The sequence below is a fragment of the Aquabacterium sp. A7-Y genome, assembly GCF_026153205.1.
In the GTDB taxonomy this organism is placed as follows: domain Bacteria; phylum Pseudomonadota; class Gammaproteobacteria; order Burkholderiales; family Burkholderiaceae_C; genus Caldimonas.
The window spans coordinates 57,754-83,407 of the sequence record NZ_JAPFBW010000023.1; the positions used below are offsets into that span (position 1 = coordinate 57,754).

Annotated in this window: 25 protein-coding genes and 1 pseudogene; 16 read left to right on the forward strand and 10 right to left on the reverse strand. The window is 68.0% G+C overall.

Annotated features, from left to right (window positions below):
• Positions 1–50: 50 nt before the first annotated feature.
• Positions 51–428 carry a hypothetical protein gene (locus tag OOT46_RS20120; RefSeq protein WP_265405414.1) on the reverse strand — a complete coding sequence of 126 codons (378 nt, stop codon included), beginning with the start codon at positions 426–428 and terminating at the stop codon, positions 51–53.
• A gap of 241 nt (positions 429–669) precedes the next feature.
• Entirely contained in the window at positions 670–1,836 is a 1,167-nt protein-coding gene (locus tag OOT46_RS20125; RefSeq protein ID WP_265405415.1) for an FIST N-terminal domain-containing protein, read from the reverse strand.
• A gap of 359 nt (positions 1,837–2,195) precedes the next feature.
• Here OOT46_RS20125 and OOT46_RS20130 point away from each other — a divergent pair, with 359 nt between their 5' ends.
• Both OOT46_RS20130 and OOT46_RS20135 read left to right on the forward strand, forming a co-directional pair.
• A complete protein-coding gene (locus tag OOT46_RS20130; RefSeq protein ID WP_265405416.1) occupies positions 2,196–3,314 on the forward strand; it encodes an MBL fold metallo-hydrolase in 1,119 nt (372 codons plus the stop codon).
• A gap of 175 nt (positions 3,315–3,489) precedes the next feature.
• Positions 3,490–3,987, forward strand: coding sequence for a hypothetical protein (locus tag OOT46_RS20135; RefSeq protein ID WP_265405417.1), 498 nt, complete (start codon positions 3,490–3,492; stop codon positions 3,985–3,987).
• An 89-nt stretch (positions 3,988–4,076) separates the two neighbouring features.
• Here the strand turns inward: OOT46_RS20135 and OOT46_RS20140 are convergent, their stop codons facing one another.
• Positions 4,077–4,394: a hypothetical protein gene (locus OOT46_RS20140; RefSeq protein WP_265405418.1), complete on the reverse strand. Its 318-nt coding sequence runs from the start codon at positions 4,392–4,394 to the stop codon at positions 4,077–4,079.
• 214 nt (positions 4,395–4,608) lie between these two features.
• Positions 4,609–4,735 (reverse strand): annotated as a pseudogene (locus tag OOT46_RS20145) (IS481 family transposase); the annotation flags it as partial.
• Between the two features lie 121 nt (positions 4,736–4,856).
• Between OOT46_RS20145 and OOT46_RS20150 the strand changes: the two are divergent.
• Together OOT46_RS20150 and OOT46_RS30995 are read left to right on the forward strand one after the other, a co-directional pair.
• A complete protein-coding gene (locus OOT46_RS20150; RefSeq protein ID WP_416136231.1) occupies positions 4,857–5,378 on the forward strand; it encodes a DUF6985 domain-containing protein in 522 nt (173 codons plus the stop codon).
• A gap of 100 nt (positions 5,379–5,478) precedes the next feature.
• Positions 5,479–5,682 carry an SIMPL domain-containing protein gene (locus OOT46_RS30995; RefSeq protein WP_416136233.1) on the forward strand — a complete coding sequence of 68 codons (204 nt, stop codon included), beginning with the start codon at positions 5,479–5,481 and terminating at the stop codon, positions 5,680–5,682.
• A 20-nt stretch (positions 5,683–5,702) separates the two neighbouring features.
• Here the strand turns inward: OOT46_RS30995 and OOT46_RS20155 are convergent, their stop codons facing one another.
• The 6 genes from OOT46_RS20155 to OOT46_RS20180 form a co-directional block, all read right to left on the reverse strand.
• On the reverse strand, positions 5,703–7,070 hold the full coding sequence (locus tag OOT46_RS20155) for a hypothetical protein (protein ID WP_265405419.1): 1,368 nt from the start codon (positions 7,068–7,070) through the stop codon (positions 5,703–5,705).
• Positions 7,071–7,152: 82 nt separating this feature from the next.
• Complete coding sequence (locus OOT46_RS20160; protein ID WP_265405420.1) at positions 7,153–7,335, reverse strand: hypothetical protein; 183 nt, start codon at positions 7,333–7,335, stop codon at positions 7,153–7,155.
• The gene (locus OOT46_RS20165; RefSeq protein ID WP_265405421.1) at positions 7,332–8,039 is read right to left on the reverse strand and encodes a hypothetical protein; all 708 of its coding nucleotides are present in this window, start codon (positions 8,037–8,039) and stop codon (positions 7,332–7,334) included. Before OOT46_RS20165 ends, OOT46_RS20160 begins: the two co-directional genes overlap by 4 nt.
• A gap of 165 nt (positions 8,040–8,204) precedes the next feature.
• Complete coding sequence (locus OOT46_RS20170) at positions 8,205–9,263, reverse strand: sigma 54-interacting transcriptional regulator (protein WP_265405422.1); 1,059 nt, start codon at positions 9,261–9,263, stop codon at positions 8,205–8,207.
• Positions 9,260–10,501, reverse strand: a complete 1,242-nt coding sequence (locus OOT46_RS20175) for an acyl-CoA dehydrogenase family protein (RefSeq protein WP_265405423.1) — start codon at positions 10,499–10,501, stop codon at positions 9,260–9,262. Before OOT46_RS20175 ends, OOT46_RS20170 begins: the two co-directional genes overlap by 4 nt.
• Complete coding sequence (locus OOT46_RS20180; RefSeq protein WP_265405424.1) at positions 10,498–10,659, reverse strand: hypothetical protein; 162 nt, start codon at positions 10,657–10,659, stop codon at positions 10,498–10,500. Before OOT46_RS20180 ends, OOT46_RS20175 begins: the two co-directional genes overlap by 4 nt.
• Positions 10,660–10,961: 302 nt before the next feature.
• On the opposite strand from OOT46_RS20180, the gene msuE reads away from it, so the two are divergent.
• From msuE to OOT46_RS20240, 12 genes are all read left to right on the forward strand, one after another.
• Entirely contained in the window at positions 10,962–11,537 is a 576-nt protein-coding gene (msuE, locus tag OOT46_RS20185) for an FMN reductase (RefSeq protein ID WP_265405425.1), read from the forward strand.
• 40 nt (positions 11,538–11,577) lie between these two features.
• Positions 11,578–12,684: a dimethylsulfone monooxygenase SfnG gene (gene sfnG, locus OOT46_RS20190; protein WP_265405426.1), complete on the forward strand. Its 1,107-nt coding sequence runs from the start codon at positions 11,578–11,580 to the stop codon at positions 12,682–12,684.
• Positions 12,685–12,709: 25 nt separating this feature from the next.
• Positions 12,710–13,801 (forward strand): hypothetical protein, encoded by a 1,092-nt coding sequence (locus OOT46_RS20195; RefSeq protein ID WP_265405427.1) that lies wholly within the window; start codon positions 12,710–12,712, stop codon positions 13,799–13,801.
• Positions 13,798–14,595 carry an ABC transporter ATP-binding protein gene (locus tag OOT46_RS20200; protein WP_265405428.1) on the forward strand — a complete coding sequence of 266 codons (798 nt, stop codon included), beginning with the start codon at positions 13,798–13,800 and terminating at the stop codon, positions 14,593–14,595. Before OOT46_RS20195 ends, OOT46_RS20200 begins: the two co-directional genes overlap by 4 nt.
• Positions 14,596–14,620: 25 nt before the next feature.
• Positions 14,621–15,502, forward strand: a complete 882-nt coding sequence (locus tag OOT46_RS20205) for a branched-chain amino acid ABC transporter permease (RefSeq protein WP_265405429.1) — start codon at positions 14,621–14,623, stop codon at positions 15,500–15,502.
• Positions 15,503–15,572: 70 nt separating this feature from the next.
• Positions 15,573–16,631 carry a branched-chain amino acid ABC transporter permease gene (locus OOT46_RS20210; protein WP_265405430.1) on the forward strand — a complete coding sequence of 353 codons (1,059 nt, stop codon included), beginning with the start codon at positions 15,573–15,575 and terminating at the stop codon, positions 16,629–16,631.
• A gap of 91 nt (positions 16,632–16,722) precedes the next feature.
• Complete coding sequence (locus tag OOT46_RS20215; RefSeq protein ID WP_416136232.1) at positions 16,723–18,075, forward strand: ABC transporter substrate-binding protein; 1,353 nt, start codon at positions 16,723–16,725, stop codon at positions 18,073–18,075.
• A gap of 10 nt (positions 18,076–18,085) precedes the next feature.
• The gene (locus OOT46_RS20220) at positions 18,086–18,943 is read left to right on the forward strand and encodes an ABC transporter ATP-binding protein (protein WP_265405431.1); all 858 of its coding nucleotides are present in this window, start codon (positions 18,086–18,088) and stop codon (positions 18,941–18,943) included.
• The gene (locus tag OOT46_RS20225; protein ID WP_265405432.1) at positions 18,940–20,175 is read left to right on the forward strand and encodes an acyl-CoA dehydrogenase family protein; all 1,236 of its coding nucleotides are present in this window, start codon (positions 18,940–18,942) and stop codon (positions 20,173–20,175) included. Before OOT46_RS20220 ends, OOT46_RS20225 begins: the two co-directional genes overlap by 4 nt.
• Positions 20,176–20,185: 10 nt before the next feature.
• Entirely contained in the window at positions 20,186–21,430 is a 1,245-nt protein-coding gene (locus OOT46_RS20230; RefSeq protein ID WP_265405433.1) for an acyl-CoA dehydrogenase family protein, read from the forward strand.
• 489 nt (positions 21,431–21,919) lie between these two features.
• Positions 21,920–24,256 (forward strand): hypothetical protein, encoded by a 2,337-nt coding sequence (locus tag OOT46_RS20235; RefSeq protein ID WP_265405434.1) that lies wholly within the window; start codon positions 21,920–21,922, stop codon positions 24,254–24,256.
• Between the two features lie 228 nt (positions 24,257–24,484).
• Entirely contained in the window at positions 24,485–25,651 is a 1,167-nt protein-coding gene (locus OOT46_RS20240) for a sigma-54 interaction domain-containing protein (RefSeq protein ID WP_265405435.1), read from the forward strand.
• Positions 25,652–25,654 lie beyond the last annotated feature (3 nt).

A 25,654-nucleotide genomic window follows, 5' to 3' on the forward strand; every position in this document is an offset into this window, starting at 1 on the left:
GCGCGGCCCAGTGTGTGCTGGCGCTGCCGCAGGACCAGCGCGTGCCTATCCTATTTCAGCACGCAGCCCTGCAAGGGCAGGAAGTCGGAATTCATCGTGAATCCGACGCTACAAGACGCCTTGAAGGCCGCCCCTTCCTTCAGGGCCGCCAGCTTCTCGGCTTTGGTCGCCTCACTGAAGCTGGCACGTGCGAGTTCAGCCTCCGACCCTCGGGTGCCGACCGACACCAAGGTCTCGCCCGAAAGACTTACGGTCTTTCCCATCACGATGCCGGAAACTTCGACGACCTTGTTGTACTCCGGCATCTGATCCGAGGAGCGACCGCTTTTTTCATAGCTTTTGTACAGCTTGGCGATCGGCATGTCGGCGGAGAACGCCGAGGCGGCCATGCAGGACAAGAGGATCAATGCGGCGGCTTTGACTTTCATTCTTTGACTTTCCATGTGGTGGGTGAAGCGCAGGATGGCCCGACAGAGCGCGCGATGAACACGCACGCCCGGCCGTCGAGCGCTGCCTTTGGGAACCTCCCTGGTCCTGTGCGGCCGGTGCTGAGCACTCTGCGGTGGGGCGGCCTGGCCGGACGGGACGCGCGCAAAGTGTAGGGGGGCCGCCTTGCGTTCTGTCCCACCCACTTCGGGGGCCGAATGTGTCAACCGGTAGGTCGGATCGCTACGAAGACCTTTTTCGACCGATCGCCACCCCGGTGAGGGCTTGGTTGATGTGCACGGAGTTGTACTGCTCGCCGTAGGTGCTGAAGCCGACCGCCCCATGCGCCGCCATCAGTTCGCCGCCCTGCCGCACGACACCCTCGGCCACCATCTCGTGGTAACGGCACATGCAGTCGCAGGCAATCAGCAGTTCCGGCGTCCCGATGTGTTGACGGATGGCGTCGAGGCGGCGCCTCAGGGCTTCCAGCAGATCGGTGGGCTGGGCCAGCGTCAACACCACGCCGGCATCGATCGCGCAGGCGAAGGTCAGGCTCATGTCGTCCTCGATCCATCCGATGGTGCGCGGATAGAACTCGCCGCGGCGCATCACACCGACAGGGTGGCGCGCGACCACCGTGATGTCCAGTTGGCCGACGTCGATGCCCACCTGCCGCGCGTACTCGACCGCCGCCGGCTCGCCGTTGATCTCCCGGACCGTGCGCTGGTCGGGGTCGGCCTCGGTGATGACCATGCGGGTCGAGGTCGGAACGAAGCTGTCAGTCTTGAAGACGACGAAGGGATGCGGGGTCGACACCAGCACGAACACGGCGTGGTCGCGATGGAAGCGGCCGCCGTGCAGCACATGAGGGTGCTTGCCCATCTCCAGGCCGTCGCCCGCCGACCCGCCGAACAGCTCGATGTCCGCCAGCGCCACGTGCAGCGAGTGGGCCACCCGCTCCTCCTGCCGGGAGCTGCCGTCGATCAGCAGAAAGCCGAAGGTGTTGTCGCGGGACGGGCTTGCGCCTTGCGCCGCGAGCTCGCCCAGCATGTCGCCGACGAGGGCCTGCCCATCCGACGCGCGGTGGGCCTGCAGGCCTTCGATCGCGCGCACCGAGACCGAAAACTCGCGCGAGGACAGGCTGAAGCCGGTCAGCGTGTCCGTGCCATACCCCCTCGGCCCGATTTCGGCGCCCGTGGTACAGCCGATCAAGGGCGTGTCGCCAAAACGCTCGCGCAGCGCCTGCGCGAGGCGCTCGCGGTCGTACCCGGGCGAGCAGAACACGACCGCCAGGGCCAGCCCGGGTTGCCAGATCTGGTCGAACAGCTCGGCCGCGGCGCGCTGCGGGTCCCGCTGCATGCTCATGCCGCGCAGGATGGACGGCGAGGGGGATTCGAATTTCGGAACCAACGGGCACTCCATCTGAATGCAGCAGCGCCCGCAACGTCGGAGGACAGCGCGGGGGCTCAGCTGCCCAACCTTTTGATATCGGCGGACCGCCAGGGAACTTGAAGCGGGCCACCGTCCTGTGGAGGCGTCGGAATGTGACAGCCGTCACGCCGCGAGCACCCCCGGCCTTCCAGCGTGCGCCGCGCCGGCGCGAAACTTTTAATCAGTACTTAAAGCGCAAGCTTCACCATGCGGGCTGTCGCTGAGGGTCGGGTTGGCCGCAGCGCGGGGCTGAACGACTGAAGGGGGTCCTCTTGCCGCGTCCTTATCTCACGAAGTCGCTCGTTCGCTGGCTTGTCCTCACCGGAGTTGCCGTCGCCATGACCGGTCTATCGCTGTCCGCCTGCAGGAGCTTGCCTGCCCATCCCGACTCGCCCCAGCAGCGCGACGGGCGCTTCCACAACGTGGTGCAGGCCGAGCAACCCGGCTGGCGCAGGTCGCTCGGCATCCTGTGGCGGTTCATGTTCGAGAAACCCAGCAACACGGTCCCGCCGCAGCCCGTGCCGGTGCAGCCGCTCAGCACCGAGCAACTGCAGGCCGCGCCCGACGGCAGTCTGTTCCGGCTCGGCCATTCCACCTTGCTGATGAAACTCGAGGGCGCCTACTGGCTGACGGATCCGGTTTTCTCGGAGCGTGCCTCGCCGGTGCAATGGGCGGGGCCCAAGCGTTTCCATGCGTCGCCGATCGGCATCTCCGACTTGCCCGAGATCGAGGCCGTGGTCCTGTCGCACGACCACTACGACCACCTGGACCACCACGCGATCCTGCAGTTGGCGCCCAAGGTACGCCACTTCATCACGCCGCTGGGCGTGGGCGACCGGCTGCTGGCCTGGGGCGTCGACCCGGCCAAGGTGCGGCAGCTCGACTGGTGGCAGTCCACGCAGGTCGGCAGCCTGCGCCTCGTCGCCACACCGGCCCAGCACTTCTCCGGCCGCAGCCTGAGCGACCGCAACCAGACGCTGTGGGCCTCCTGGGTGTTCCTCACCGCCGAACTGCGCCTGTTTTTCAGTGGCGACACCGGCTATCACGCCGGCTTCCGGGACATCGGCGAGCGCTACGGGCCTTTCGACGTCACGCTGCTCGAGACCGGTGCCTATGACACCCAGTGGCCTGACGTGCACATGCAGCCGCACGAGACGCTGCAGGCCCACCAGGACCTGCAGGGCCGCTGGCTGCTGCCGGTGCACAACGGCACCTTCGATCTGGCGATGCATGCCTGGGACGACCCGCTGGAGCGTATCGTCGCGCTGGCCGACGCCCAGGGGGTGGCGGTGCTGACGCCCCGGATGGGCGAGGCGGTGTCGCTGCGCCGGCCCAGCCCCACGGCCACCTGGTGGCGCCAGCTGCGGCCGTCCGGCGAGGCCGCCAAGACGGTGGCGCACACAGCAGTCCCGGTTCAGGTTCAATCAGCCCGCTCGACTCCGCTCGGCAGTCCCTGAGCCTCATCGAGTCCGCTGCAGTCAGCACCGCAGCGGTCCGTCTCTTTCCTTCGCCGGCGCTCCGCACGACGCATCCGATACGGTCCGTGCACCGTATATCGCCCTGTGGCCAGACCTCCGCAGCGCGGCGTTCTGCCGCGCCCCCACCACTGCTTCCCTCAGAGAGGAGTCCATCATGGACGACACGCTTCAATGGCGTTCGCAAGCGTCAGGCGATACGGCGGCCGCGGCGCTGGCCGACCAAGACGACGAGCTGCACGTGAGTTGCCGAACGAAATCGAAACTCGCCGCCGTACCCGACATCCTCAGCACGGTGCTGCCCGTGCTGGTGGTCTCGGGCAACGAAATCATCCTGGACTTCATCATCCATGCGAACCACTCGTTCCGCCCCGGCGAGGCGCCGAGGTCCTGCCCCGAGAGCCTCGACGACATCGGGTGGCTGCCGGCCATGAGCGCGAACATCACCGGCGTGGCTTTTCCCTTCAAGGTCGAACTGGCCGCACTCAACAAGCTGCGCGCCCGGGTGAAGTTCGAGCGCCTGGGCCAGGACATCGTGCTCGCCTTCCGACTGAAATACCGCGAAGGGCCCGACACGCCCCGCGACCCGAAAAAGGCCGCGTTCAAGGTGACAGTCCCGCCCGGGCAGAACATGCCCATCGTCACCAGGATCTGAAGGAGGTTCTGCCGCGCCGCTTCTCGAGGTGGCGCGGCCCCTCCCCGCGCATCGGTGGCCTTTGGTCCCCGGGCCGGCCGCGCTCCCACTTATGCGAAGGGGGGGCGGTCCGGCGCGGCAAAGGAGCCCAGCAGGGCCGCCTTTCGGGAACCCAGACACCAGGGCTGGAGCTCCCTGGCTTCGATCAGGCCCTGCTCGAGAAGCAGGCGGATCGGCGTCCGCATGTCATCGCCGTAGAAGCCGAGTTCCAGCAGCGCGCGCAGCGGGGTGTGGCCGTTGACCATGGCGAGGAAACGCCTTGCCGCTACCGACAGCGAGTCGGAGGGAAACACCAGCGCTCGTTGGCCGAGCAGGCTGCGTTGATAGACGGCATCGTCCGAGTAGATCTCATGGTCCTGCGTCGTCATGTCCGGCCTGTCATCTAGAGGTGACAAGCAAAAGCTAGGAGGTGGAGCCGGACATACAAGGGATTTCCTCCACGGTACCAACCTTTGCCTGCCACACTGTCAGAAGGACAAGCAGAAATTCCGAAGTCGGGGCAGTTTGTGACTGCCCGCAGCCCACGCTCCCGCACGTTGCCCGTCATCGAAATAGCTCTGGTTGGGTGCGTTGCGCTCAATGCTGGTTGGTACATCCGTAGGCCCACTCGCGCAAGGCCGACGGGATGAAGCGCTCGGCCTTGTCGTTGGTCTGCGGCCCTAGGCCCGGGTGAACTGGTGGCGATGCCCAACTCCTGGCAGGCGTTGCTGCCCGTGCCGTCTGCCTGCGAACTCCGCGTCCCTTACGCAGGGGTGTCCACGCTCGTGGTATTCAGGCCCGTTACGCGGCAGAATGCCGTCTATCTCCAGTCCAGTCACATCGACAGCAGCATGAACATTCCAGGTCTAGGTGAAGTGAGCAAGGACGAGCAACTGGGGTGGTACTACAGCGAGCCGAAATATTTAGCTCTTCTGAAGGGCGAGCTTGGCCGCGTTGTGATCGATGGGTACGACGAGGATGAGGCACCACAGCAGTACCACGTCGCCATTGCCAACCTGCTTTCCTCCTCCTTCGCAGTCCTTCAGGCCGCAGAGCAGTACGTGTTTCAGTACTACCAGGACATGAACGCTCACTGGGACTCCTCGGATGAAGAGTTTCTTGACATTGGCTCTCCCCCTGAGGTTTGGCGGCACGTCCAACTCGGTAGTGAGCTGGTCGTGAGTCGACGTCACTACGGGGACCGCGGGATATACGTATCGATCGAGTGCAACTGCGATTGGGAGCCGGAGCACGGGCTGCAAATTGTTCTACGAGACGGGAAGGTGGTTACGAAAGTTGGCCCGTATGACGGGCATCTGACAAACTCCGATGCCTTTGCAGACGACGCCCTGGAGAACGTTGTTTACCGCTAGACCCGTCCTCTTTACTGCGCGAATTGCGTCCGAAACTCCTCGTGGCGCTCAGTTCCCCGGACCGCTGTTAGAAAACCAGCGCTACGCACTGTCGGTGTCAATGGGTCGGCCGCGCTTCTCCGCCAAGGACGGAGCGCGACGGGAGGCCGAGCGCGCTGCGATGGCGGACGCGACGGTCAAGGCACGCAACATCGCAGCCGAAGCTGGTGTGCATCTCGGCCGGGCCGTCCAGACCGAGGAGTTGGCGGACAAGGTGTCGAGGTCCGGGGCCTATGGCGACGAGGACGGGGGCTACCCGAGGTGAGGCGCGTCGCCGCCAAACTGTCAGTGAGCCTTGGGGCGGTACACCATGTCGCGCAGCGCCTGATTCAGGCAAGGAAGGCCTTTGCCGTAGGAGCCGCGCCGCTTCTCTTCCTCCTGCAATCGCGCCTTGCGCGCGGCGATCCATTGACGGTCATTCGCCTTCGCCAGTGCGTCTGCAAGCCGTTCACGCCGGTCGGTCGAGGGTGGCGGCAGCCCCTTGTCCATCAACGCTTTCACGGTCAGGGGCGTATCGAAACGCAGGGCGATATCAACCGGCCCACACTCCTCGCACTCCAGGCTGCTCGTCAATCCAGCGGTGTGCCGAGTCTTGTCGGTGACGAGCGTGTCCAGCATTGACAGATACGCATCGATCTGCCCCTCGCTCAACTCGGAGACGGCCGCCGTTCGGGCCCACTGATGAAGCGTGGTCCACCGGAACTCAGTGTCCTTGGCGGCGTGCCCAAGCGGCGGCAGTCCGTGGTCAACGAGCCAGGCGAGTGCGTTGGGAGCCCTCGCGCGAATGGCCACATCCAGCAGAGACTCCCGGAGATAGGGTGAGGACCGGCGTTCATACTCAGACATATGGGTCGCGTCGTTAACCCATGCGGCCGGCCTGGCACCTCGTTTGACCAGCAGCTCGAGCAGTTGCCTGTCGTCAGCCCTTACCGCGCTCGGCAGGGCGGCGTCGAGTTCGTCCTGGGTTGCGGCGTTCAGCACCAGCTGCCGCACCTCGGGCACGGGTCCAAACAGAGCCGCGTCCATGGCGGTCAACGTCGAGACGCCACCTTCCCCTGTAGAGCAGTACCGGTAATCGCCTTCTCCGCTGGGCGCGTAATCCAGTCCTTCGAAGGGTGACAGGTGCTGCTCTGCACGTGCTTGTAGGTACTTGAGAACGTCGACCCGGCCGCGGACCGCCGCCATGCCATACACCAGACTCAGATAGTCATCGTCGCAATGCTCGTCACAGCGGTCGATGGCACGCCTGACTTGCTTGAAGTCGTGCGTCCTGATCGCCTGTTCCACGGCCTCGCGGTGCCTGATCCAGGCCTCGCGCTCGCGGTCCTCGGCACTGAGCACCCACCAGCACAGAGCCAGGCCGCCGAACAGCAGCCCCAGCGTAAACGCTGCGCCGCCACCGCCTCCCGACCGGTAGCTCGCCATGCCGGCATAGACGATGAAGTTCAGCACAGCGAACAACAGGCCCAGCAGCGTCGGAACCAGCAAAGGCGAGATGCCGACGCCTGCGTCGGCCCCTACGACACTGCCGGGCACGAGCACGCAGGCCAGCAGCACCGCGACCACGAGAAAGCCGATGCTGAAGCGGGCGTAGACCTTGAATCCGCCGCCGTCGTGCTGTTCGGCGGAGATCTTTTCTTGCTTCTCGGTCATAGGGGGTCGGTCTTCAACATCGTTAGCGGCTGCGAGGGCGCCAGCAGCGCGCCTTCGAGGAAAGACCTTTTGGTCTTCTCTCCTACGCCTCGTCTTTGAACAGCTTCGAATACGCGACGATGGTGCCGATGACAAACACGGCACCGACAAGCAACACACCGGCGATACCCGACCAGGGCCACTGCATGTACCAGCGAAGCAGCGCTACGAGCACTCCGATCGAGACCGAGCAGAACAACGCCGCTCTCCACACAGGCGCTTTCATCTCCAGACTGCCGTGAACAATGCATCGGCACCCAAGGCGCCGAGGATGCCGCCGACGAACACCCCGAGAGGAACGCAAGCGATGGCTGCAGGACCGCAGAAAGCGCCGCCAGCAGCCCCAAGCGCCGCGCCGCCAGCAAACCCACCGGCAATAGAGACGGCTTCCCTCGCTCCCGCCTCGAGCTTGTCTTCGGCTTGGGCAACGTGGTAGACGGCAATGACAGCGGTCAACGCGAAAAGCCCCCGGCCCGCATACCCCATGGCTCTGGCCCCCATGGAAGCAAGTTTCTGCGGCTGACCGGACTTCTCGACGATCTTCAACCAGACGGCGCGTTGTCGGGTGCTGTCCAGTGCACCAAACGACTTCTTGAACAACTCATCGGCGTACTTGCCCTCGAGCTGGGCCAGCGACTTGCCCTCCTTTTTCATGAACTGCGCCAGGGCCAGCCCGAAATCCGAAGTACGGCCCCGCATCGCGTTCATGATGGTGTTGCGCATCTGCTGAGCTTCGGTGGCCGCCGACTGAGGAGATTGAATGCCGCGAAGGACCCGTGAGCGCAGCTCCTGCGCGTAGGCTTGCGTCTGCGTGATGTAGTCCTGGCGAACCTTGGCATCCGGTATGAATCGTGCCGCAAAGTTGCTCGCTGCAACCTCCAGAGAAGCCAGCTCCTGATCCAGGAACTTTGTGTTCCGTGGGTCCACCATGACACGCTCCCTATTCAATGTTATTGGAGACTTAATCGTAGCAGCACACCTTCCGAGCGCGTCAACTCAAACCCGGGTGAACCACAGAGACAAGGTATTGAGGCTTCACAGCCCGTCCGCTACCTGCATGCGCTGCGGGCCGCCTGAGCGATCCGCCTGCCCGGCTCACTTGCGGGCATCGATTTGCCCCGACTCGATCAAACGGGCCCGCAGCACGTTGCGGCTGATCCCGAGCAGGCGGGCGGCGCGGATCTGGTGCTCGCCGCAGTGCTGGTAGGCGGCACGGACCAGGGTTTGCTCGACCCGCTTGAACAGGTCCTGCCCGCCGTGCCGGCAGAGCTGCTCCAGCACGGCCTCGAGGTCGCGCCACGAAGCTTCGCCCGGCGGGGCGGCCGGCCGTGGCGGCAGCGAGGTCAGCAGGATCTGGTCGCTCGCGATCACGCCGCCCCGGCACAGCAGCAGCGCATGGTGGATCACGTTTTCCAGCTCGCGCACATTGCCCGGCCAGTCGTGGGCGAGCAGCTTGGCCTCGGCCTGCGGGCTGAGCCGGATCAAGGGATAGCCCATGCGCCGCCGGTACTCCAGCAGGAAGTGCCGGGCCAGCGGCACGATGTCGCCGCGCCGCTGCCGCAGCGGCGGCACCTCCAGGTGGGCGGCACGCAGCGCATCGAACAGATCTTCCCGGAACGCGCCCGCCCGCACCGCGAGCTCGAGATCCACCGCGCTCGCCGCCACGAGGCGCACATCGGCCGGCACCGGCCGCCGCCCGCCGATGCGGTGCAGCTGTCGGTCCCGCAGCAGCCTCAGCAGCTTCAGCTGCAGCGGCAGCGTCAGGCGCTCGACTTCATCGAGGAACAGCGTGCCCCCGTGGGCCGCCTCCAGCCACCCCGCGCTGGTCGTGAAGGCCCCCGGGAGAGCGCCCCTCTCGCAGCCGAACAACTCGCGCTCGAGATCGGCCGGCACGAAGGCGCCGCAGTTCACCGCGAGGAAGGCCCGGTCGCGCCGTGGCCCTTCGACATGGATACGCTGCGCGATGAACGCCTGGCCGCAGCCGTTCTCGCCGAGGATCAGCAGGTTCGCTTCGCTGAGTGCGACGCGCTTCAGGTGCTCCAGCAGCGCCAGCGACCCGGGATCCTCGAAAACATCCAGCGCGCCGCGCTGACCGGGGACCTTCCCGGGGACGTCGAGCGGCGGCATGGCGCGGTCGTCCTCCAGGCGGCTCATGAATAGAAGCTCGGTGTCGGGTAGCGCTCGCCGAGCACCCAGTCGCCCAGTTCCTTGAGTTTGCGCTGCACCGGGTCGTGCAGGGTGTGCGTGCGCAGATTGCGCCAGTGCCGGTCCAGGCCCAGGCCCGCGTGGGTCGAGCGCGCGCCGGTCACTTCAAAGAGTCGGTTGCAGATGTCCAGGCCGGTGCGGGTCGAGGCCACCTTGGCCACCGCGATGGCATTGGCCACCTCGCCCCGATCCCGAGTTCCGAGCGCGCTGCCCAATGCGAGCGCCTCGTCCAGCATGCGACCGGCCCGGTCGCCGAGGACACGCACGCCCTCCAGACCGACGAAAAACTCGCCGAAGCTCGCCAGCACATAGGGGTCCGGCTCGATGCCATCGCCTGGCTGCCACGGATGTGCCTGGCGCAGCGTGTAGTGCTTGGCGTCTTCGAAGGCGCCTTCCGCGATGCCGATATAGATGTTCACCAGGATGAGCTGCGCGATCAGCGGTCGCATGCAGGCCAGCGGTGTCGTCAGCGGCCCCGGGTCCCTGAGTATCTCGTCTTCGTCGATGCGCACCCGCTCGAAGTTCACGCTGCCGCTGTCGGTCTGGCGCTGGCCGATGTTGTCCCAGTCCTGCAGCACCGTGATCCCGCTGCGGGCACTCGGCAGGGCCGCGACCACCAGCCTATCGTCGTCCTCCGCGAAAGCGGAGGCGATCAGCATCTCGGAGTCGGTGGCGCCGGAGCAGAAGCTCTTTTTGCCCGAGAACTCGAAATGTCCCCCCAGGCGGCGACACACCGTGCGGCGGTCGAGCGGGTTGAGCGCATTGCCCCAGAACCAGTCCAGGCGGGCCGTGTGCTCGTGCCACGGCCGCCACTGCTCGGGGCGCCCGAACAGCCGCAGCGTTGCGAGCATCAGGTGATGGAAGGCGAACAGGTGCGCGACCGAGCTGTCCACGCGGGCCATCTGCCGCACCACCCCGAGGGTCGGCTGCCATGCGGCGCCGAGGCCGCCGAGCTCGGAGGGGATCGTCAGCGCCAGCAGGCCGCTGCGGCGCAGTTCGTCGCGCTGCGCCTTGGGACTTCCTCCTTGCAGGTCGCGCAGCGCGGCGGTGCTCGCGAAACCTTGCACCAGGGCATGGACCACCTGCGCAACATCGTGGACGGAGCGCGCCCGGCGCGGGGCGTCAACTGCGGCCTCCGCGGCGCCGTCGGCAATGATGTCGGGCAGAGGCTGGGTGACGGTGTTCATCGGGTTCTCGTGAAGCTGCGTTGCTGCTGCAGCAGCAGAGTGCATGCCAAACGCCCGGGCCGCTCCAGCGCCTTGTGCTGCTGCAGACGCAGCAGCACGGTGATCGATATCCAGCAAACACAGCCCCTGCGCTCCTGCCTCTGCTGGATCAGGTGCATCGAGTTCCAGCGCCGAAGCGGGCGCCGCGTCGCCGCCCCCGCCCTGCTTCAAGGCCAGCGACGGCGGCCCCCGCCGGGTCACGCTGCTTCTTGGCGGTAAGAAGCTGCTGCTGGAGCCGCAGAACTGCGGCTCCAGCAGCAAACGCCCCGGCCCGGGACAGCAACCGAATATCGATCCTCACTGCACGATGCAGCGCGCCGGCGATGGCACGTCGGTTGCGTCAGGGCTTCCCACGCAACCTGCCCGCCGATGCGTTTCGGCCACCGGCCCGGGTTGCCTGACCGGATGCAAAGGACCTCCCATGACCCACAGATACAAGCTCGTCGCCATCGTCGGAAGCACGAGCGCCACCTCACGCACCAAGGCCCTCGCCGAGGCCATCGTGGCCGCCCTGCAGAACCACGTCGAGCTCGATGTGGAGTACGTCGAGCTGGCCGCCCTCTGGCGCGATCTCGGTGGCGCGGTGCACACCGACGAACTGGGCCCGGCCGCTGCCAGCGCCCTGGCCGCGATCGAGTCGTCCGACGTCATCGTCGCCGCCAGCCCGGTCTACAAGGGCAGCTACACCGGACTGTTCAAGCACCTGATCGACTTCCTGCACCCGGAGGCGCTGGTCGGCCGCCCGGTGCTGCTGGCGGCCACCGGCGGCAGCGACCGCCATGCCCTGTCGGTCGACCACCAGCTGCGCACCTTGTTCGCCTTCTTCCGCGCCTACACCGTGCCCTCGGCGGTCTATGCAGCCGAGGCCGACTTCGACGGCTACGCGATCAAGAGCACCCCGCTGGCCACCCGGGTGCGCGAGGCGGCCGGGCAAGCGGCGCTGCTGCTGGCCTCCACCGGTGCCGATCGCCTGCCCGCACTGCGCGCCGCCGCCTGATCCCGTCTTCGCCCGCCCCACTTCCTCCAAGGAGTCCCGCATGAGCACGACCCGGAGTTCCGAAGCCGACGCCCTCAAGTTCGCCTACTGGGTGCCCAACGTCAGCGGCGGTCTCGTCATCAGCAAGATCGAACAGCGCACCGGCTGGGACATCGACTACAACCGCCGCCTGGCCCAGGCCGCCGAGAAAAACGGCTTCGACTATGCCTTGAGCCAGATCCGCTTCACCGCCGGCTACGGCGCCGAGTACCAGCACGAGTCGGTGTCGTTCACCCACGCGCTGCTGGCGGCCACCGAGCGGCTCAAGGTGATCGCCGCCGTGCTGCCCGGCCCCTGGAACCCGGTGCTGCTGGCGAAGCAGATCGCCACCATCGACCACCTCACGCAGGGCCGCATCGCGGTCAACATCGTCAGCGGCTGGTTCCGCGGCGAATTCGCCGCCATCGGCGAGCCCTGGCTCGACCACGACGAGCGCTACCGCCGCTCCGAAGAGTTCATCCGCGCGATCAAGGGCGTCTGGACCGAGGACAACTTCACCTTCCGCGGCGACTTCTACCGGTTCCGGGACTACACCCTGCGCCCCAAGCCGCTGCAGCAGCCCCATCCGGAGATCTTCCAGGGCGGCAGCTCGCGCGCCGCGCGCGACATGGCAGCGCGCGTCTCCGACTGGTACTTCACCAACGGCAACACACCGGAGGGCGTGAAGGTTCAGATCGACGACCTCCGGGCCAAGGCCGCACAGGAAGGGCGCTCGGTCAAGATCGGCGTGAACGCCTTCATCATCGCCCGCGACACCGAGGCAGAGGCCCAGCAGGTGCTCGCCGAGATCATCGCCAAGGCGGACCCCGAGGCGGTCAACGCCTTCGGGCACGAAGTCAAGAACGCCGGCAAGGCCTCGCCGGAAGGTGAAGGCAACTGGGCCAGGTCCAGCTTCGACGACCTGGTCCAGTACAACGACGGCTTCCGCACCCAGCTGATCGGCACGCCGCAGCAGATCGCCGAGCGCATCCTGGCCCTCAAGGACGTCGGCGTCGACCTGGTGCTGGCCGGCTTCCTGCACTTCATCGAGGAGGTCGAGTACTTCGGCGCCAAGGTGCTGCCGCTGGTGCGCCAGCTCGAGGAACAGCGCCGCCTCAAGGCCGCCTGAGCCGGACCACGACAGCCCGCCCGCCATGTCCTTGCCTTCCACTCCCCTCGTGGCCTTGCCGTCGCTGCTGCGGCAGGCCGAAGCGCTGCCGCAAGGCGCGGCCCTGCGGGCCAAACGCCTCGGCCTCTGGCACCAGCTCGGCTGGCGCGAGTTCGCCCGGCAGGTCCACCATGCGGCCCGCGGCTGGGCGGCCCTCGGTGTGACGCCCCGGGACACGATCGCCCTGGTGGGCGCCCTCGGCCCGGCCTTCGTCGCCACGCTGTACGCGGCCCAGGCGCTGGGCGTCACGGTCGAGGTGGCCGGCCTGCAAGCCGAGCCCGCACTGCTGGCGACGGCCCGTTTTGTCCTGGCCGACAGCGGCCATGACCTGGAGCGGGTGCTGAGGGACGCGGGCAGCGCACTGCAGGCCGCCGTGGTGGCCGACGCCACCGCGCAAGCCGGCTCGGCGCTGCCGCACGGGGCGCAGCTGCGGTCCTTCGACGAGCTGCTGCGACTCGGCGCGCAAGCCGATGTCCCGCCCCTGCCCGCCTCCACCGCGGCCGTCACCGCCGTCCGCGTGCACGACCGCGGGCAGGTGCGCGAACTGGCCGCTCCCCGGGTGCCCGCGTCGCACGCTGCGGTGCGCGTCGGCGAGCCGGGGCGTGTGTTCGCCGACGTCCCGCCCGACTGGCTGCCGGGATGGGCCTGGCTGCTGTCGGACTGGCCGCACTCGGGCCTGACGCTGGTGCTGCCGGAGCCCGGCGGCGACGCCGGCAGCGATCGCCGCGAGGCCGCGGCGCGGTATTGGCTCGCAGCCCCGGCCCGCGTCCTCGCGGTGGCCGAGACCTTGCAACGCCGCACGCCGCGCAGCGGCCTGGCCGCGAGGGCGCTGCGTGCGGCCTTGAGCGGCGAGCGCCACCCGCTGGCCCGCTGGGCGCGGCGGCGCATCGCCGCCGGCCTCGGCCTGGCCCATACACGCCGCCTGATCGGCGAGGCGGCCGCCGATGCACCCGCCTATGCCGTCCTGGCGGCACTGGGCATCGCGGTGCCCGGAGCGAAAGCCGCGCCGAGCACGCCCGAGGACGACGCGGCCCAGGTCGCCGCTGGACAGCTGGCCTTCGCCGGAGGCACCCCATGAGCGCCCTGCCCGTTTCCCCGGCCGCGACACCGGCGCTGCTGCAGGTCGAGAAGGTCTCGGTCAGCTTCGGCGGCGTGAACGCGGTCACCGACATCAGCTTCGAGGTGCACGAGGGCGAGATCCTCTCGATCATCGGGCCGAACGGCGCCGGCAAGAGTTCGCTGCTGAACGTCATCAACGGCGTTTACCGCGCGAGCGGCGGCCGCGTCGTGGTCGGCGGTCGCGGCTACACCCGGCTGCGCCCGGAGCAGGCCGCCCGCCTCGGCATGGCGCGCAGCTTCCAGAACCTGGCGCTGTTCAAGGGCATGAGCGTGATCGACAACGTGCTCACCGGCCGCACCCTGCGCATGCGGCGCTCCTTCCTCGCGCATGCGCTGCGCAGCCCCGGCGCACGTGCCGAGGAGGCCGAGCAGCGCCGCCGGGCCGAAGCGGCGCTGGAGTTCCTGCACATCCAGTCCCACCGGGACACCCCGGTGGGCCAGCTGTCCTATGGGCTGCAGAAGCGCGTCGAGCTGGCCCGCGCGCTCGCCGCCGAGCCGCGGCTGCTGCTGCTCGACGAGCCCATGGCGGGCATGAACAGCCACGAGAAGCACGAGCTGGCACGGCTGGTGGTCGAGGTGAACCGACGCCTGGGGACCACGATCGTGCTGATCGAGCACGACATGGGGGTGGTGATGGACATCTCCGACCGCGTCGTGGTGCTCGACCACGGTCGCAAGATCGCCGACGGCCCGCCCGCGCAGGTGCGTTGCCAGCCCGAAGTCATCGCCGCCTACCTGGGGGCGGCGCACTGAGCCACGGAGCACGGACATCAACAACATGGAATTTTTCGCCGAAGTCCTCGTCGGCGGCCTGCTGGCCGGCGTCATGTACTCGATGGTCGCGATCGGCTTCGTGCTGATCTACAAGGCCTCGGGCGTGTTCAACTTCGCACAGGGCGCGATGGTGCTGTTCGCGGCACTGACCTTCGTCAGCCTGGTCGAGCGTGGCCTGCCGTTCTGGGCCGCGCTGGGCGCCACCCTCGCGGCCATGGTGGCGCTGGCCCTCGCGATCGGGCGGGTCGTGCTGCGGCCCCTGGTGAACCGGCCGCCCATCGTGCTGTTCATGGCGACGCTGGGCCTGAGCTTCATTCTTGAAGGCGCGGCCCAATGGTTGTGGGGCGCTCAGGTGCACCAGCTCGACCTCGGCATCGCCGACCAGCCCTTCGACGTCGGGGGGGTCTTCATCAGCGCGTTCGACCTGTTCGCCGCGGCCACCGCCGCGGTGCTGGTGGCGGTGCTCGGCATCGGCTTCCAGCGCACCCGCACCGGCCTGACGCTGCGCGGCGTCGCCGACGACCCGCTCGCGGCCCTGGCCGTCGGCGTGAACATCGAACGGGTGTGGGCCGTGGTGTGGTCGGTGGGCGGCGCGGTCGCGCTGGTCGCCGGGCTGCTGTGGGGCGCGCGCACCGGCGTGCAGTTCTCCCTCTCCTACGTCGTGCTCAAGGCGCTGCCGGTCCTGATCATCGGCGGCTTCTCATCGATCGCCGGCGCCATCGTCGGCGGGCTGCTGATCGGCGCCACCGAAAAGCTGGCCGAGGTCTACGTGGGCTCGCTGGTCGGCGGCGGCATCGAGAACTGGTTCCCCTACCTGCTGGCGCTGCTGTTCCTCTTCTGGCGCCCGTTCGGCCTGTTCGGCCAACGCACCGTGCAACGCATCTGAGACCCGCCATGAGCCACGCCCGGCCGCCCGAAGGGGCTCGCACCGCAGTGCGCAGCACGGAGGTTATCCAATGAGCCTTGCTGCTGCCTCCTACCTCGGCCCGGTCGTCCCGGCCCGGCGCGGTCTCGCCCCCGGCGGCGCCGCCTGGGTCCTGCTCCTGCTGCTGGCCGGCGGAGTGGTGCCCTTCGTCGCGAACGACTACTGGTTCTCGGCCGTGCTGCTGCCCTTCCTGGTGTTCTCGCTCGCGGGGCTGGGTCTCAACCTCCTCACCGGCTATGCCGGGCAGCTGTCGGTCGGCTCCGCCGCCTTCATGGCGATCGGCGCCTTCGCCACCTACAACTTCGCGCTGCGCCTGCCCGGACTGCCGCTGCCGCTGTGTTTCGCGCTGGGCGGCGGCGTGGCCGCGCTGTTCGGCCTGCTGGTGGGGCTGCCCAGCCTGCGCATCAAGGGCTTTTATCTGATCGTGTCCTCGCTCGCGGCGCAGTTTTTCGTGCAGTGGGTGCTGGTCAGGTTCGGCTGGTTCTCCGACTACAACGCCTCGGGCGTGATCAGCGCGCCCCGGCTGGTCGTCGCCGGCCTCGACTTCAGCACGCCGGCCGGACGCTACCTGTTCACGCTGTGCATCGTGGCCGTGCTGACGGTGCTGGCCCACAACCTGGTGCACAGCGCCACCGGCCGCCACTGGATGGCAGTGCGCGACACCGACACCGCCGCCGCCGTGATCGGCATCCCGACGGCAGCTGCCAAGCTGCTGGCCTTCGGCATCAGCTCCTTCTACCTCGGCATCGCCGGGGCGCTGTGGGCCTTCGCCTACATCGGCACGGTGGAGCCGCACGGCTTCGACCTCACCCGCTCCTTCCAGGTGCTCTTCATCGTCATCATCGGCGGGCTGGGCAGCATCGCGGGCAGCTTTCTCGGTGCCGCCTTCATCGTGCTCTTCCCGGTGCTGCTGTCGGTCGCCGCGTCGCGCTGGCTCGATGGGGTGATCGCCCCCGGCAACCTCGAGAACGCCCAGAAGATCGTGTTCGGCGCACTGATCATCGTTTTCCTCATCAAGGAACCGGAGGGCCTCGCGCGCCTGCTGCGGCGCCGCTGGCAGCGTTGTCGCGCCTGGCCGCTCCAAGCCTGACCCCCTGCCCACCGTCCGCGCCCGGCGCGCCGTGATCGGCGCGCCGGAAGGCGCCGCCTTGCCCGATTTTTTTCGACACAGGAGAGAGAGCATGACCCACAACTTCCAAGCACTCGCGCTGGCGCTCGTCGCCGCCGCCGTCCTCGCCACGCCGATGCAGGCTGCCCAGGCGCAGTCCGAACAGCAGTACTTTCCGCTGCAAAGCTACCGGGTCGGCCCTTACGCCGCCGGCGGCACCGGTTTCTTCGGCGGCTTCATCGATTACCTGCAGCTCGTCAACCTGCGTGACGGCGGCGTCAACGGGGTCAAGCTGAGCTGGAGCGAGTGCGAGACCGAGTACGTGGTCGAGAAAGGCGTCGAATGCTACGAGCGCCTGAAGAAAGGCCTCAACGGCGCCCCGGCGGCGGCCACCAACCCGCTGTCGGTCGGCATCGCCTATGCAACGCTGGAGCGCTCCACCGCGGACAAGCTGCCCCTGATCACCATCAACCACGGCCGCACCGACTCGACCGACGGCCGCGTCTTCCCCTACGCCTTCCCGCTGCAGCTGAACCCCTACAGCGAGGTCTCGGCCATCGTCAACTACATCGGCCAGAAGAGCGGCGGGCTGGAGAAACTCAAGGGCAAGAAGATCGTCACGCTGTACCACGGCTCGCCCTACGGCAAGGAGACCATCCCGGTGCTGGACATCCTGGCGAAGAAGTACGGCTTCAAGATCCTGCACGTCGAGGTGCCCCACCCCGGCAACGAGCAGCAATCGCAGTGGCTCACGATCCGCCGCGAGAAGCCCGACTGGGTGATCCTGCGTGGCTGGGGCGTGATGAACCCGGTGGCGCTGAAAAACGCGCAGAAGGTCGGCTTCCCGGCGGACCACGTGATCGGCAACATCTGGAGCAACTCCGAGGACGACGCCGCGCCAGCGGGAGACGCCGCCAAGGGCTACCTCTCGATCACCACGCACCCCTCTGGCACCGGGTTCCCGGTGCTCAAGGACCTCAAGAAGTACGTGGTCGATGCCGGCAAGGGCAACCTCGCCGACCCCAAGCGTTTCGGCAACGTCTACTACAACCTGGGTGTCGTCAACGGCATCCTCAACGTCGAGGCCTTGCGCGTCGCGCAGGCGAAGTTCGGCAAGCGCGCGCTGACCGGCGAAGAGGTGCGCTGGGGTTTCGAGAACCTCCGCATCGACGACACGCGCCTGAAGGAGCTGGGCGCCACCGGCCTGGTGCAGAAGCTCACGCTGAGCTGCGCCGACCACGAGGGCGGCGGCGCCGTGCGTTTCCAGCAATGGAACGGCCAGAAGTGGACCCTGGTGAGCGACTGGATCCAGGCCGACCGGGCCCTGCTGCGCCCCATCATCGAGGCGTCCGCGACCAAATACGCGCAGGAAAAGGGCCTGCCGGTGCGGGACTGCAGCAAGGACCCCGCAGTCGCGTCCCGCTGAGGCTGCCGCGATGAGCGCCGCTTCGAACCCGTCCGTTCCGGCCCTGCTCGCGCTGCGCGACGTGCACGTGCGGTACGAAGGTGTCATCGTCGCCTTGAGCGGCGTGACGCTGGACGTGCCGGCCGGCGCCATCGTCGCGCTGCTCGGCGCCAATGGCGCCGGCAAGACCACCACCCTGAAGGCCGCTTCGCGCCTGCTCGGCGCCGAGCGCGGCGAGGTGGTCGCCGGCAGCATCCGCTTCGACGGCGAGGCGATCGACCGCCTGCCGCCGCACCGCCTGGTCGAGCGCGGCGTCGCGCAGGTGCTCGAAGGCCGGCGCTGTTTCGCCCACCTCTCGGTGGAGCAGAACCTGGTGCTCGGCAGTTTCGTGCGGCGCCCACGCCGCGGTGAGCTGGCGGCGGCGCTGGAGCGCATCTACGCGCGTTTCCCGCGCTTGAAGGAGCGCCGCCGCAGCCAGGCCGGCTACCTCTCCGGAGGCGAGCAGCAGATGGTGGCGATCGGGCGCGCCTTGATGGCCCAGCCGCGCCTGGTGCTGCTCGACGAGCCCTCGATGGGGCTGGCGCCCCGGGTCGTGCAGGAGATCTACGAGGGTGTTGGCGAGCTCAACCGGCGCGACGGCCTCAGCGTCCTGCTGGCCGAACAGAACGCGCTGATCGCGCTGCAGCATGCCCATCACGCCTATGTGCTGGAGGACGGCCGGGTTGCACTGCACGGGCCGGCTGAGGCCCTAAGCCAGCGCGACGACATCCAGCACTTCTACCTGGGCGGCCACGACAGCCAGCGCCGCCCCTTCATCGACGCCCATCGTGTGCGCGACTTCCGGCCCGCCGCCGGTGCCGCCCTCTTTCCACCCCGGAGTCCCCAATGAGCACCCCCTCCCAGGCCCTGTCCACGGGCACCGACTACGACACCCTGGCCGGGCGTTTCCGCCCCCTCTTCGAACGCATCGCCGCCGGCGCGCTGGAGCGTGAACGCACCCGCACGCTGCCCCATGAAGCGATCGGCTGGCTCAAAGAGGCCGGCTTCGGCGCCGTGCGTGTGCCGCGCGAGCACGGCGGCGCCGGGGCCTCGCTGCCGCAGTTGTTCCAGCTGCTGATCGAGCTGGCCGAGGCCGACTCCAACCTGCCGCAGGCACTGCGCGGGCACTTCGCCTTCGTCGAAGACCGGCTCAATGCCTCGCCCGGGCCGCAGCGCGAGGTCTGGTTCCGGCGTTTCGTGAACGGCGAGCTGGTGGGCAACGCCTGGACCGAGGTCGGCGCGGTCGCCCTCGGCGACGTCATCACGAAGGTCTCGCAGAAGAACGGCCAGTGGGTCGTCAACGGCCGCAAGTACTACAGCACCGGCAGCATCTTCGCCGACTGGGTCGATCTCTACGCACGTCGGGCCGACGACAACGCCGACGTCATCGCCGCCGTCAGCACCCGCCAGAAGGGGGTGACGCAGCTGGACGACTGGGACGGCTTCGGCCAGCGCACCACCGGCAGCGGCACCTCGGTCTACGAGGACGCGGTGGTCGAGCCCGAGAACATCTTTCCCTTCGCCTCGCGCTTCAAGTACCAGACCGCCTTCTACCAGCTCTTCCACCTGGCGACGCTTGCCGGCATCGGGCGCGCCGTCGAGCGCGACGCGGCGCACGAGGTGCGTCAGCGCCAGCGCATCTTCAGCACCGGCAACGCCAGGCATGTGAGCGAGGACGTGCAGGTGCAGCAGGTGGTGGGCAACATCTCGGCCTGGGTGTATGCCGCCGAAGCGACCGCCCTGCGCGCCACGCTGCCGGCGCAGCGCGCCTACGAGGCGCGCTTCCAGGACGACGTCGAGGCCGAGCGCCAGGCCAATATCGCCGCGGAGATCGAGTCCGCGCAAGGCCAGGTGGTCATTTCCGAACTCATCCTGCGCGCCGCCACGGAGCTCTTCAATACCCTCGGCGCCTCCGCGGCGAGCAGCGCCAAGCAGCTGGACCGCCATTGGCGCAACGCCCGCACGGTGGCATCGCACAACCCGCTGATCTACAAGGCGCGCATCGTCGGCGACTGGCGCATCAACGGCACCGAGCCGCCCTATGTCTGGCAGATCGGCGCCGGCCCGGGCCGCTCGCGCTGACGGGCCCCCCATGCAGAGCCCGCTGGTTTCCCTGGCGCAACTCGCGCCTGCGGCCTCGCCGCCGCCCAGGCATGCACCCGGCTTCGATGTCGACGAGGCCACCGAACGCCTGGCCGAGGCGCTCGGCGAGACGGCCGTCTCGCGCGACCGGGCCGGCGGCCACGCGGCCGCCGAGCGCCGTCTGATCCGCGCGAGCGGCCTGCTGCGCCTGAGCGTGCCGCATCGTTTCGGCGGCCTGGGTGCCGACTGGCCGACGGTGTTTCGCAGCGTGCGCCGCCTCGCCGAGGTGGACAGCGCGCTGGCCCACGTCTATGCCTTCCACCATCTGCAGCTTGCCACGGTGTTGCTTTACGGCAGCTCCCAGCAGCAGGCGCGGCTGCTGGAGGAGACCGTCACCCAGGAGCTCTTCTGGGGCAATGCCCTCAATCCGCTCGACACCCGGCTGGCGGCCGTCCCGGTCGAAGGCGGCTGGCGCCTGGACGGCGTGAAAAGCTATGCGTCGGGATCGGTCGGCTCGGACCGGCTGACCCTGTCAGCCCACGTCGATGCGGGTGACGCTCCCGGAGGGCCGGCGCTGCTGATCGGCATCGTGCCGACGCAGCACCCGGGCATCAGCGTGCAGCCCGACTGGGACAGCTTCGGCCAGCGGCAAACCGACAGCGGCAGCGTGCGTTTCGAGGCCGTTTTTCTGCCGCACGCCGACGTGCTGCTGCCTCCGGGGCGGCCCCAGACGCCACGTGCGACGCTGCGGTCGCAGCTGGCCCAGCTGGTCCTGACCCACCTCTACCTCGGCATTGCCCGGGGGGCCTTCGACACGGCACGCCATGTCATCCTCGCTGCGGCGCGCCCGTGGTTCGCCAGCGGCGCCGCGCGCGCGGGCGACGATCCCTATGTGCAGCACCGGGTCGGCGAACTGCGCCTGCTGGTCCGGCCGGCGGAGCTCGCCGCCGATGCGGCAGTGCTGGCGGTGCAGGCCGCGCTGGACCGGGGCGAGGTGCTGACGCCGGCCGAGCGCGGCGAAGCGGCCATCGCGGTCGCGGAAGCCAAGGTGCTGGCGCACCGGGCGGCCATCGAGGTCAGCTCGCAGATGTTCGAGCTGACCGGCGCCCGCTCCACCTCGGCCGCCCAGGGGCTGGATCGCTTCTGGCGCAACGCCCGGGTGCACACCCTGCACGACCCAGTGGACTACAAGCTGCGCGACATCGGGCGCTACGCGCTGGAGCAGCGGGCTCCCGATCCCTCGCCCTACGGGTGAGCCGCTCGGCTCGCGGCACTGCAGGCGCTCGCTCGGGCTCGACCTGGTGACGCTGCAGGGAGGGCGCGTGCCGGCGCCTCAGCTCGAGCGGCCCCGGTCCCGTTGATCAAAGACACTTTCTGTCACATTCACAGCAATTCAGTTGCATCTCGGACGGTCAAGTCCCTCCTTTCAGGGCCGTTTAAGTGGGCAACGCACCGGTGAAAGACGCTCAGGCTCCCCCTGCCTGACAACACCCAGCGGGAAGAACGAGGCAACGTCCGCTCGGACGTCACACCGACCTGGTCGGTACCCCTCTTTCGCGCGCCCGCTCCCCCTGTCCAAACAAGTCTTTTCTGCCCCGCCTACAGCGCGGCTTGGACCTTGTTTGCTTGTTTAGTCATCACATACGAAACAAAAATGAACTCGAGCGTCTATCGTTGGGCCGTTTCCTTGAGCGTGGTTCTGCTGGCTGCATGCGGCGGTGGTTCCAGTTCGCAGCAAGACGACATGTCGTCGGACCCCGCCTCCGTGGAAGACACGGTGATGTCGACGGCTGAAGCCGCCGGCGACCTGCAAGCCCTTGAGACCGATGCGCCGGTCGTCGAAGAAACGGTGCCGCCCCAGGTGCAAACGACAGCGACGGAAGGCACGATGTCGGTGACGAGCACCGACACCTCTGTCCTGAGCGATGGCTTCGAAGGCAGCTACACCCGCACCGCGCCGGGCTGGACCGTCAACGCCTGGGGTGGCGCGCAGTACGAAGTCGCCCGCGAAACCCGCGCCGGCTTTTTCCGCTCGGGCGCGTCTTCTCAGCGTTTCAAGGTCAGCCAACGCGCCACCGGCGCTGACGCACACCTGATCCGGCCCTATGCCTTCGGCAACGGCAAGACCTACCGCGTCACCGCCTACCTGCGCACCGACAACGCCGCCAGCGTCGAAGTGATGCTGCGCCGTGACATCGCGCCGTGGAACATCGCCGGCACCAAGACGGTCGCACTGACCAGCACCTGGACCAAGGTCGAATTCGAAGGCAGCTTCCGCTGGAGCGAGCCGGGCTCGGTGCGCGTCATCTCCAAGACGCTGGGCGCCAACGTCTACGTTGACGACCTGACCGTCACCGAAGTGCCGTCGACCGGACTCACCTCGTCCAGCGCCATCGTGCTGCCGGCGCAGGGCGGCGCCTCGGTCACCGTGACCCCGGTGGCGACGTCCGACTTCGAAGGCAGCTACGCGCTGACCGCGCCGGGCTGGAAGGTGAACTACTGGGGCACCCCGATCGCCACCTACGAGGTCTCGCGTGAAACCCGTGCCGGCTACGTCTACGCCGGTGCGTCCTCGCAGCGCTTCCGCATGCTCACGAAGGGCGGCGGTGACGCGCACCTGGTCTACCCCTACGCCTTCAAGAAGGGCCGCACCTACCGCACCAGCCTCTACGTGCGCTCGGATCAAGCCGCTTCGGTCGAACTGATGATCCGCCGCGACGCCCACCCGTGGGACGCGGCCGGCTCCAAGACCGTCAGCGTCGACACCACCTGGCAGAAGATCGAGATCCAGGGCACCTACCTGGGTGACGTGCTCGGTTCCGTGCGTGTCATCTCCAAGACCCCGGGTGCCAACTTCTGGGTCGACAACATGACCATCTCCGAAGTCGACTACAACGAGATGGCCCCGTACAGCACCACGACCACGGCGCCCGACACCCTGTTCGGCGTGCACGTGAACAAGCTGGGTGTGCACCACAACTGGCCGATGCTGGGTCAGGGCATCGTGCGCATGTGGAACACCGGCACCAACTGGCGTGACCTGGAGAAGGCCAACAACGTCTGGGACTGGACCACCGGCAACGGCTACCGCATGGAAATGTATGTGAACTACATCATCCGCAACGGTGGCCAGATCCTCTACACCATGGGCCAAACCCCGCAGTGGGCCTCCAGCGACCCGACCTCCAACGGCATGTACGGTCCTGGCGCCAACATGCACCCGGCCGACATGAACGACTGGCGCGACTATGTGCGCACCATCGCGCGCCGCTACGCGGGCAAGATCAAGTACTACGAGCTGTGGAACGAGCCGGATTTCTGGGGCACCTACAAGGGCTCGATGGAAAAGATGGTCGAGATGGCCCGCATCGCGAACGAGGAGATCAAGGCCGCCGACCCGACCGCCAAGCTGTTGTCGCCGGGCGTGGGGGTGGACCAGGGCTACAGCTTCCTGGACCGCTTCCTGCAACTGGGCGGGGCTCAGTATGTCGACCACATCGGCTGGCACTTCTACTACCACTCCGACCCGGAAGCGCTGGGTTCGCAGATCCAGAATGCCCGCGAGGTGATGCGCAACCATGGCGTCCAGGACAAACAACTCTGGAACACCGAGGGCAGCTACATCTGCGATCGCACCAAACACGACTGCTCGACCTGGGATTCTTCCTACGTGCAGAAGCGCGGCGTGAACGCACGGGCCCTGATGATGATGTGGGGCAAGGGCATCAGCAACTTCAACTACTACTTCTGGGAGCGCCAGACCGAAGCGACCGGCTCGCGCATGGTGGAAACCGACTGGAAGACGCCGACCACGGCGGCCCTGGCCTACGCCGAGGCGATCAAGTGGATCAAGGGCGCCCGCCTGGTCGACGCCTACCAGATCGACAACAAGGTGTATGTCTTCCGTGTCAACCGCGGCACCGAAAACTACGTGATCGCCTGGTCCATCTCGCAAGGCACGGTGGTGGCGGTGCCGAGCGCCTGGGGCGTCACGAAGGTCCGCAACCTGGCGGGTGAAGAGTCCAGCATCTCCGGCAGCCTGGTGACCCTGGGTCAAGAACCTGTGATGCTGAAGCAGTAAACCACCCGGTGGCTGCCACCCGGCAGCCCCAGGGCGAGGTCTGAAGGGCCTGCATGACCGGCGTCGTGCAGGCCCTTTTCCTTTTGAGCAGCGCGGGGCGGCCCTGCCCGCCCGGCCCTGCGGATGCGCCCGGCGCATAAACAAAGACGAAATCATGCGTTGGCCGTCGGGGAGCGCGACTCTATGGTTGGGCCTTCCTCGACTTCCGCCCGACCGGAACCCGCTGACGTGGACAAGCTGCTGACCTTCCCCGACCCCGGCGCCATGGCGCTGTCCATCCGAGCCAAGGCCCTGCTCTTCCATGACCCGCGCTCCCTGGTCCTGCTCGACCATGTCGAGCGGGTGGCCCAGAGCGAGGCCACCGTGCTGGTGATCGGCGAGACCGGCACCGGCAAGGAGCTGATCGCCCGCCACATCCACACCCAGAGCGGGCGCAAGGGCCCCTTCGTCGCCGTGAACTGCGGCGCCTTCAGCGACACGCTGATCGACGCGGAGTTGTTCGGCCACGAATCGGGCGCCTTCACCGGGGCCTCCCAGGCCCGCGCCGGCTGGTTCGAGGCCGCCAACGGCGGCACCCTGTTTCTCGACGAGATCGGCGACCTGCCGCTGGCGCTGCAGGTCAAGCTGCTGCGCGTGCTGCAGGAGCGACAGGTGGTGCGGCTCGGCTCGCGCCGCGCCACCTCGCTGGACGTGCGGCTGGTGGCGGCCACCAACGTCGACCTGCGCGAGGCGGTGGCGGCCCAGCGTTTCCGGGCCGATCTCTACTACCGGCTCAGCGTCGCCACGGTGCAGCTGCCGCCGTTGCGCGAGCGCCTGGGCGACATCCTGCCGCTGGCGCGCCACTTCATCGGCCTGTACAGCGGCAAGCTGGGGCTGGAATCGGTGGTCATCACGCCGGAAGCCGAAGCGGCCCTGCTGGGCTACGGCTGGCCAGGCAACATCCGCGAGCTCGAAAACGTCGTGCACTACGCGCTGATCGTCTGCCGCAACGGCCTGCTGCGCGCCTCCGACTTCCGCTTCGCGCCGGCCCGCTCCGCCGTGTCGGTGGTGCTGCCACCCGCTCGCGCGACCGGTCTGCCGGAGCACGGGGCCGCCGCACCGCCGGAGGACGACGAGCCGGACGAGAAGGATGCACTCGACGACCTCGTCGGCGCGCTCGATGCGCTGCTCGCCGCCGGCCATCCGCAGCTGTTCCAGACCCTGGAATCGACACTCGTGCGCCGTGCCTTCCGCCACTGCCGCGACAACCAGGTGCAGACCGCGCGCCTGCTGGGCATCACCCGCAACACGCTGCGCACGCTGCTCAAGCGCCACGGCCTGCTGCGCGACCCGGGCGAGGCCGCCGAGTTCGCGGACGCGGCCGACGAACCCGTCGAGCGGGCCTTCAGTCACTGAAGG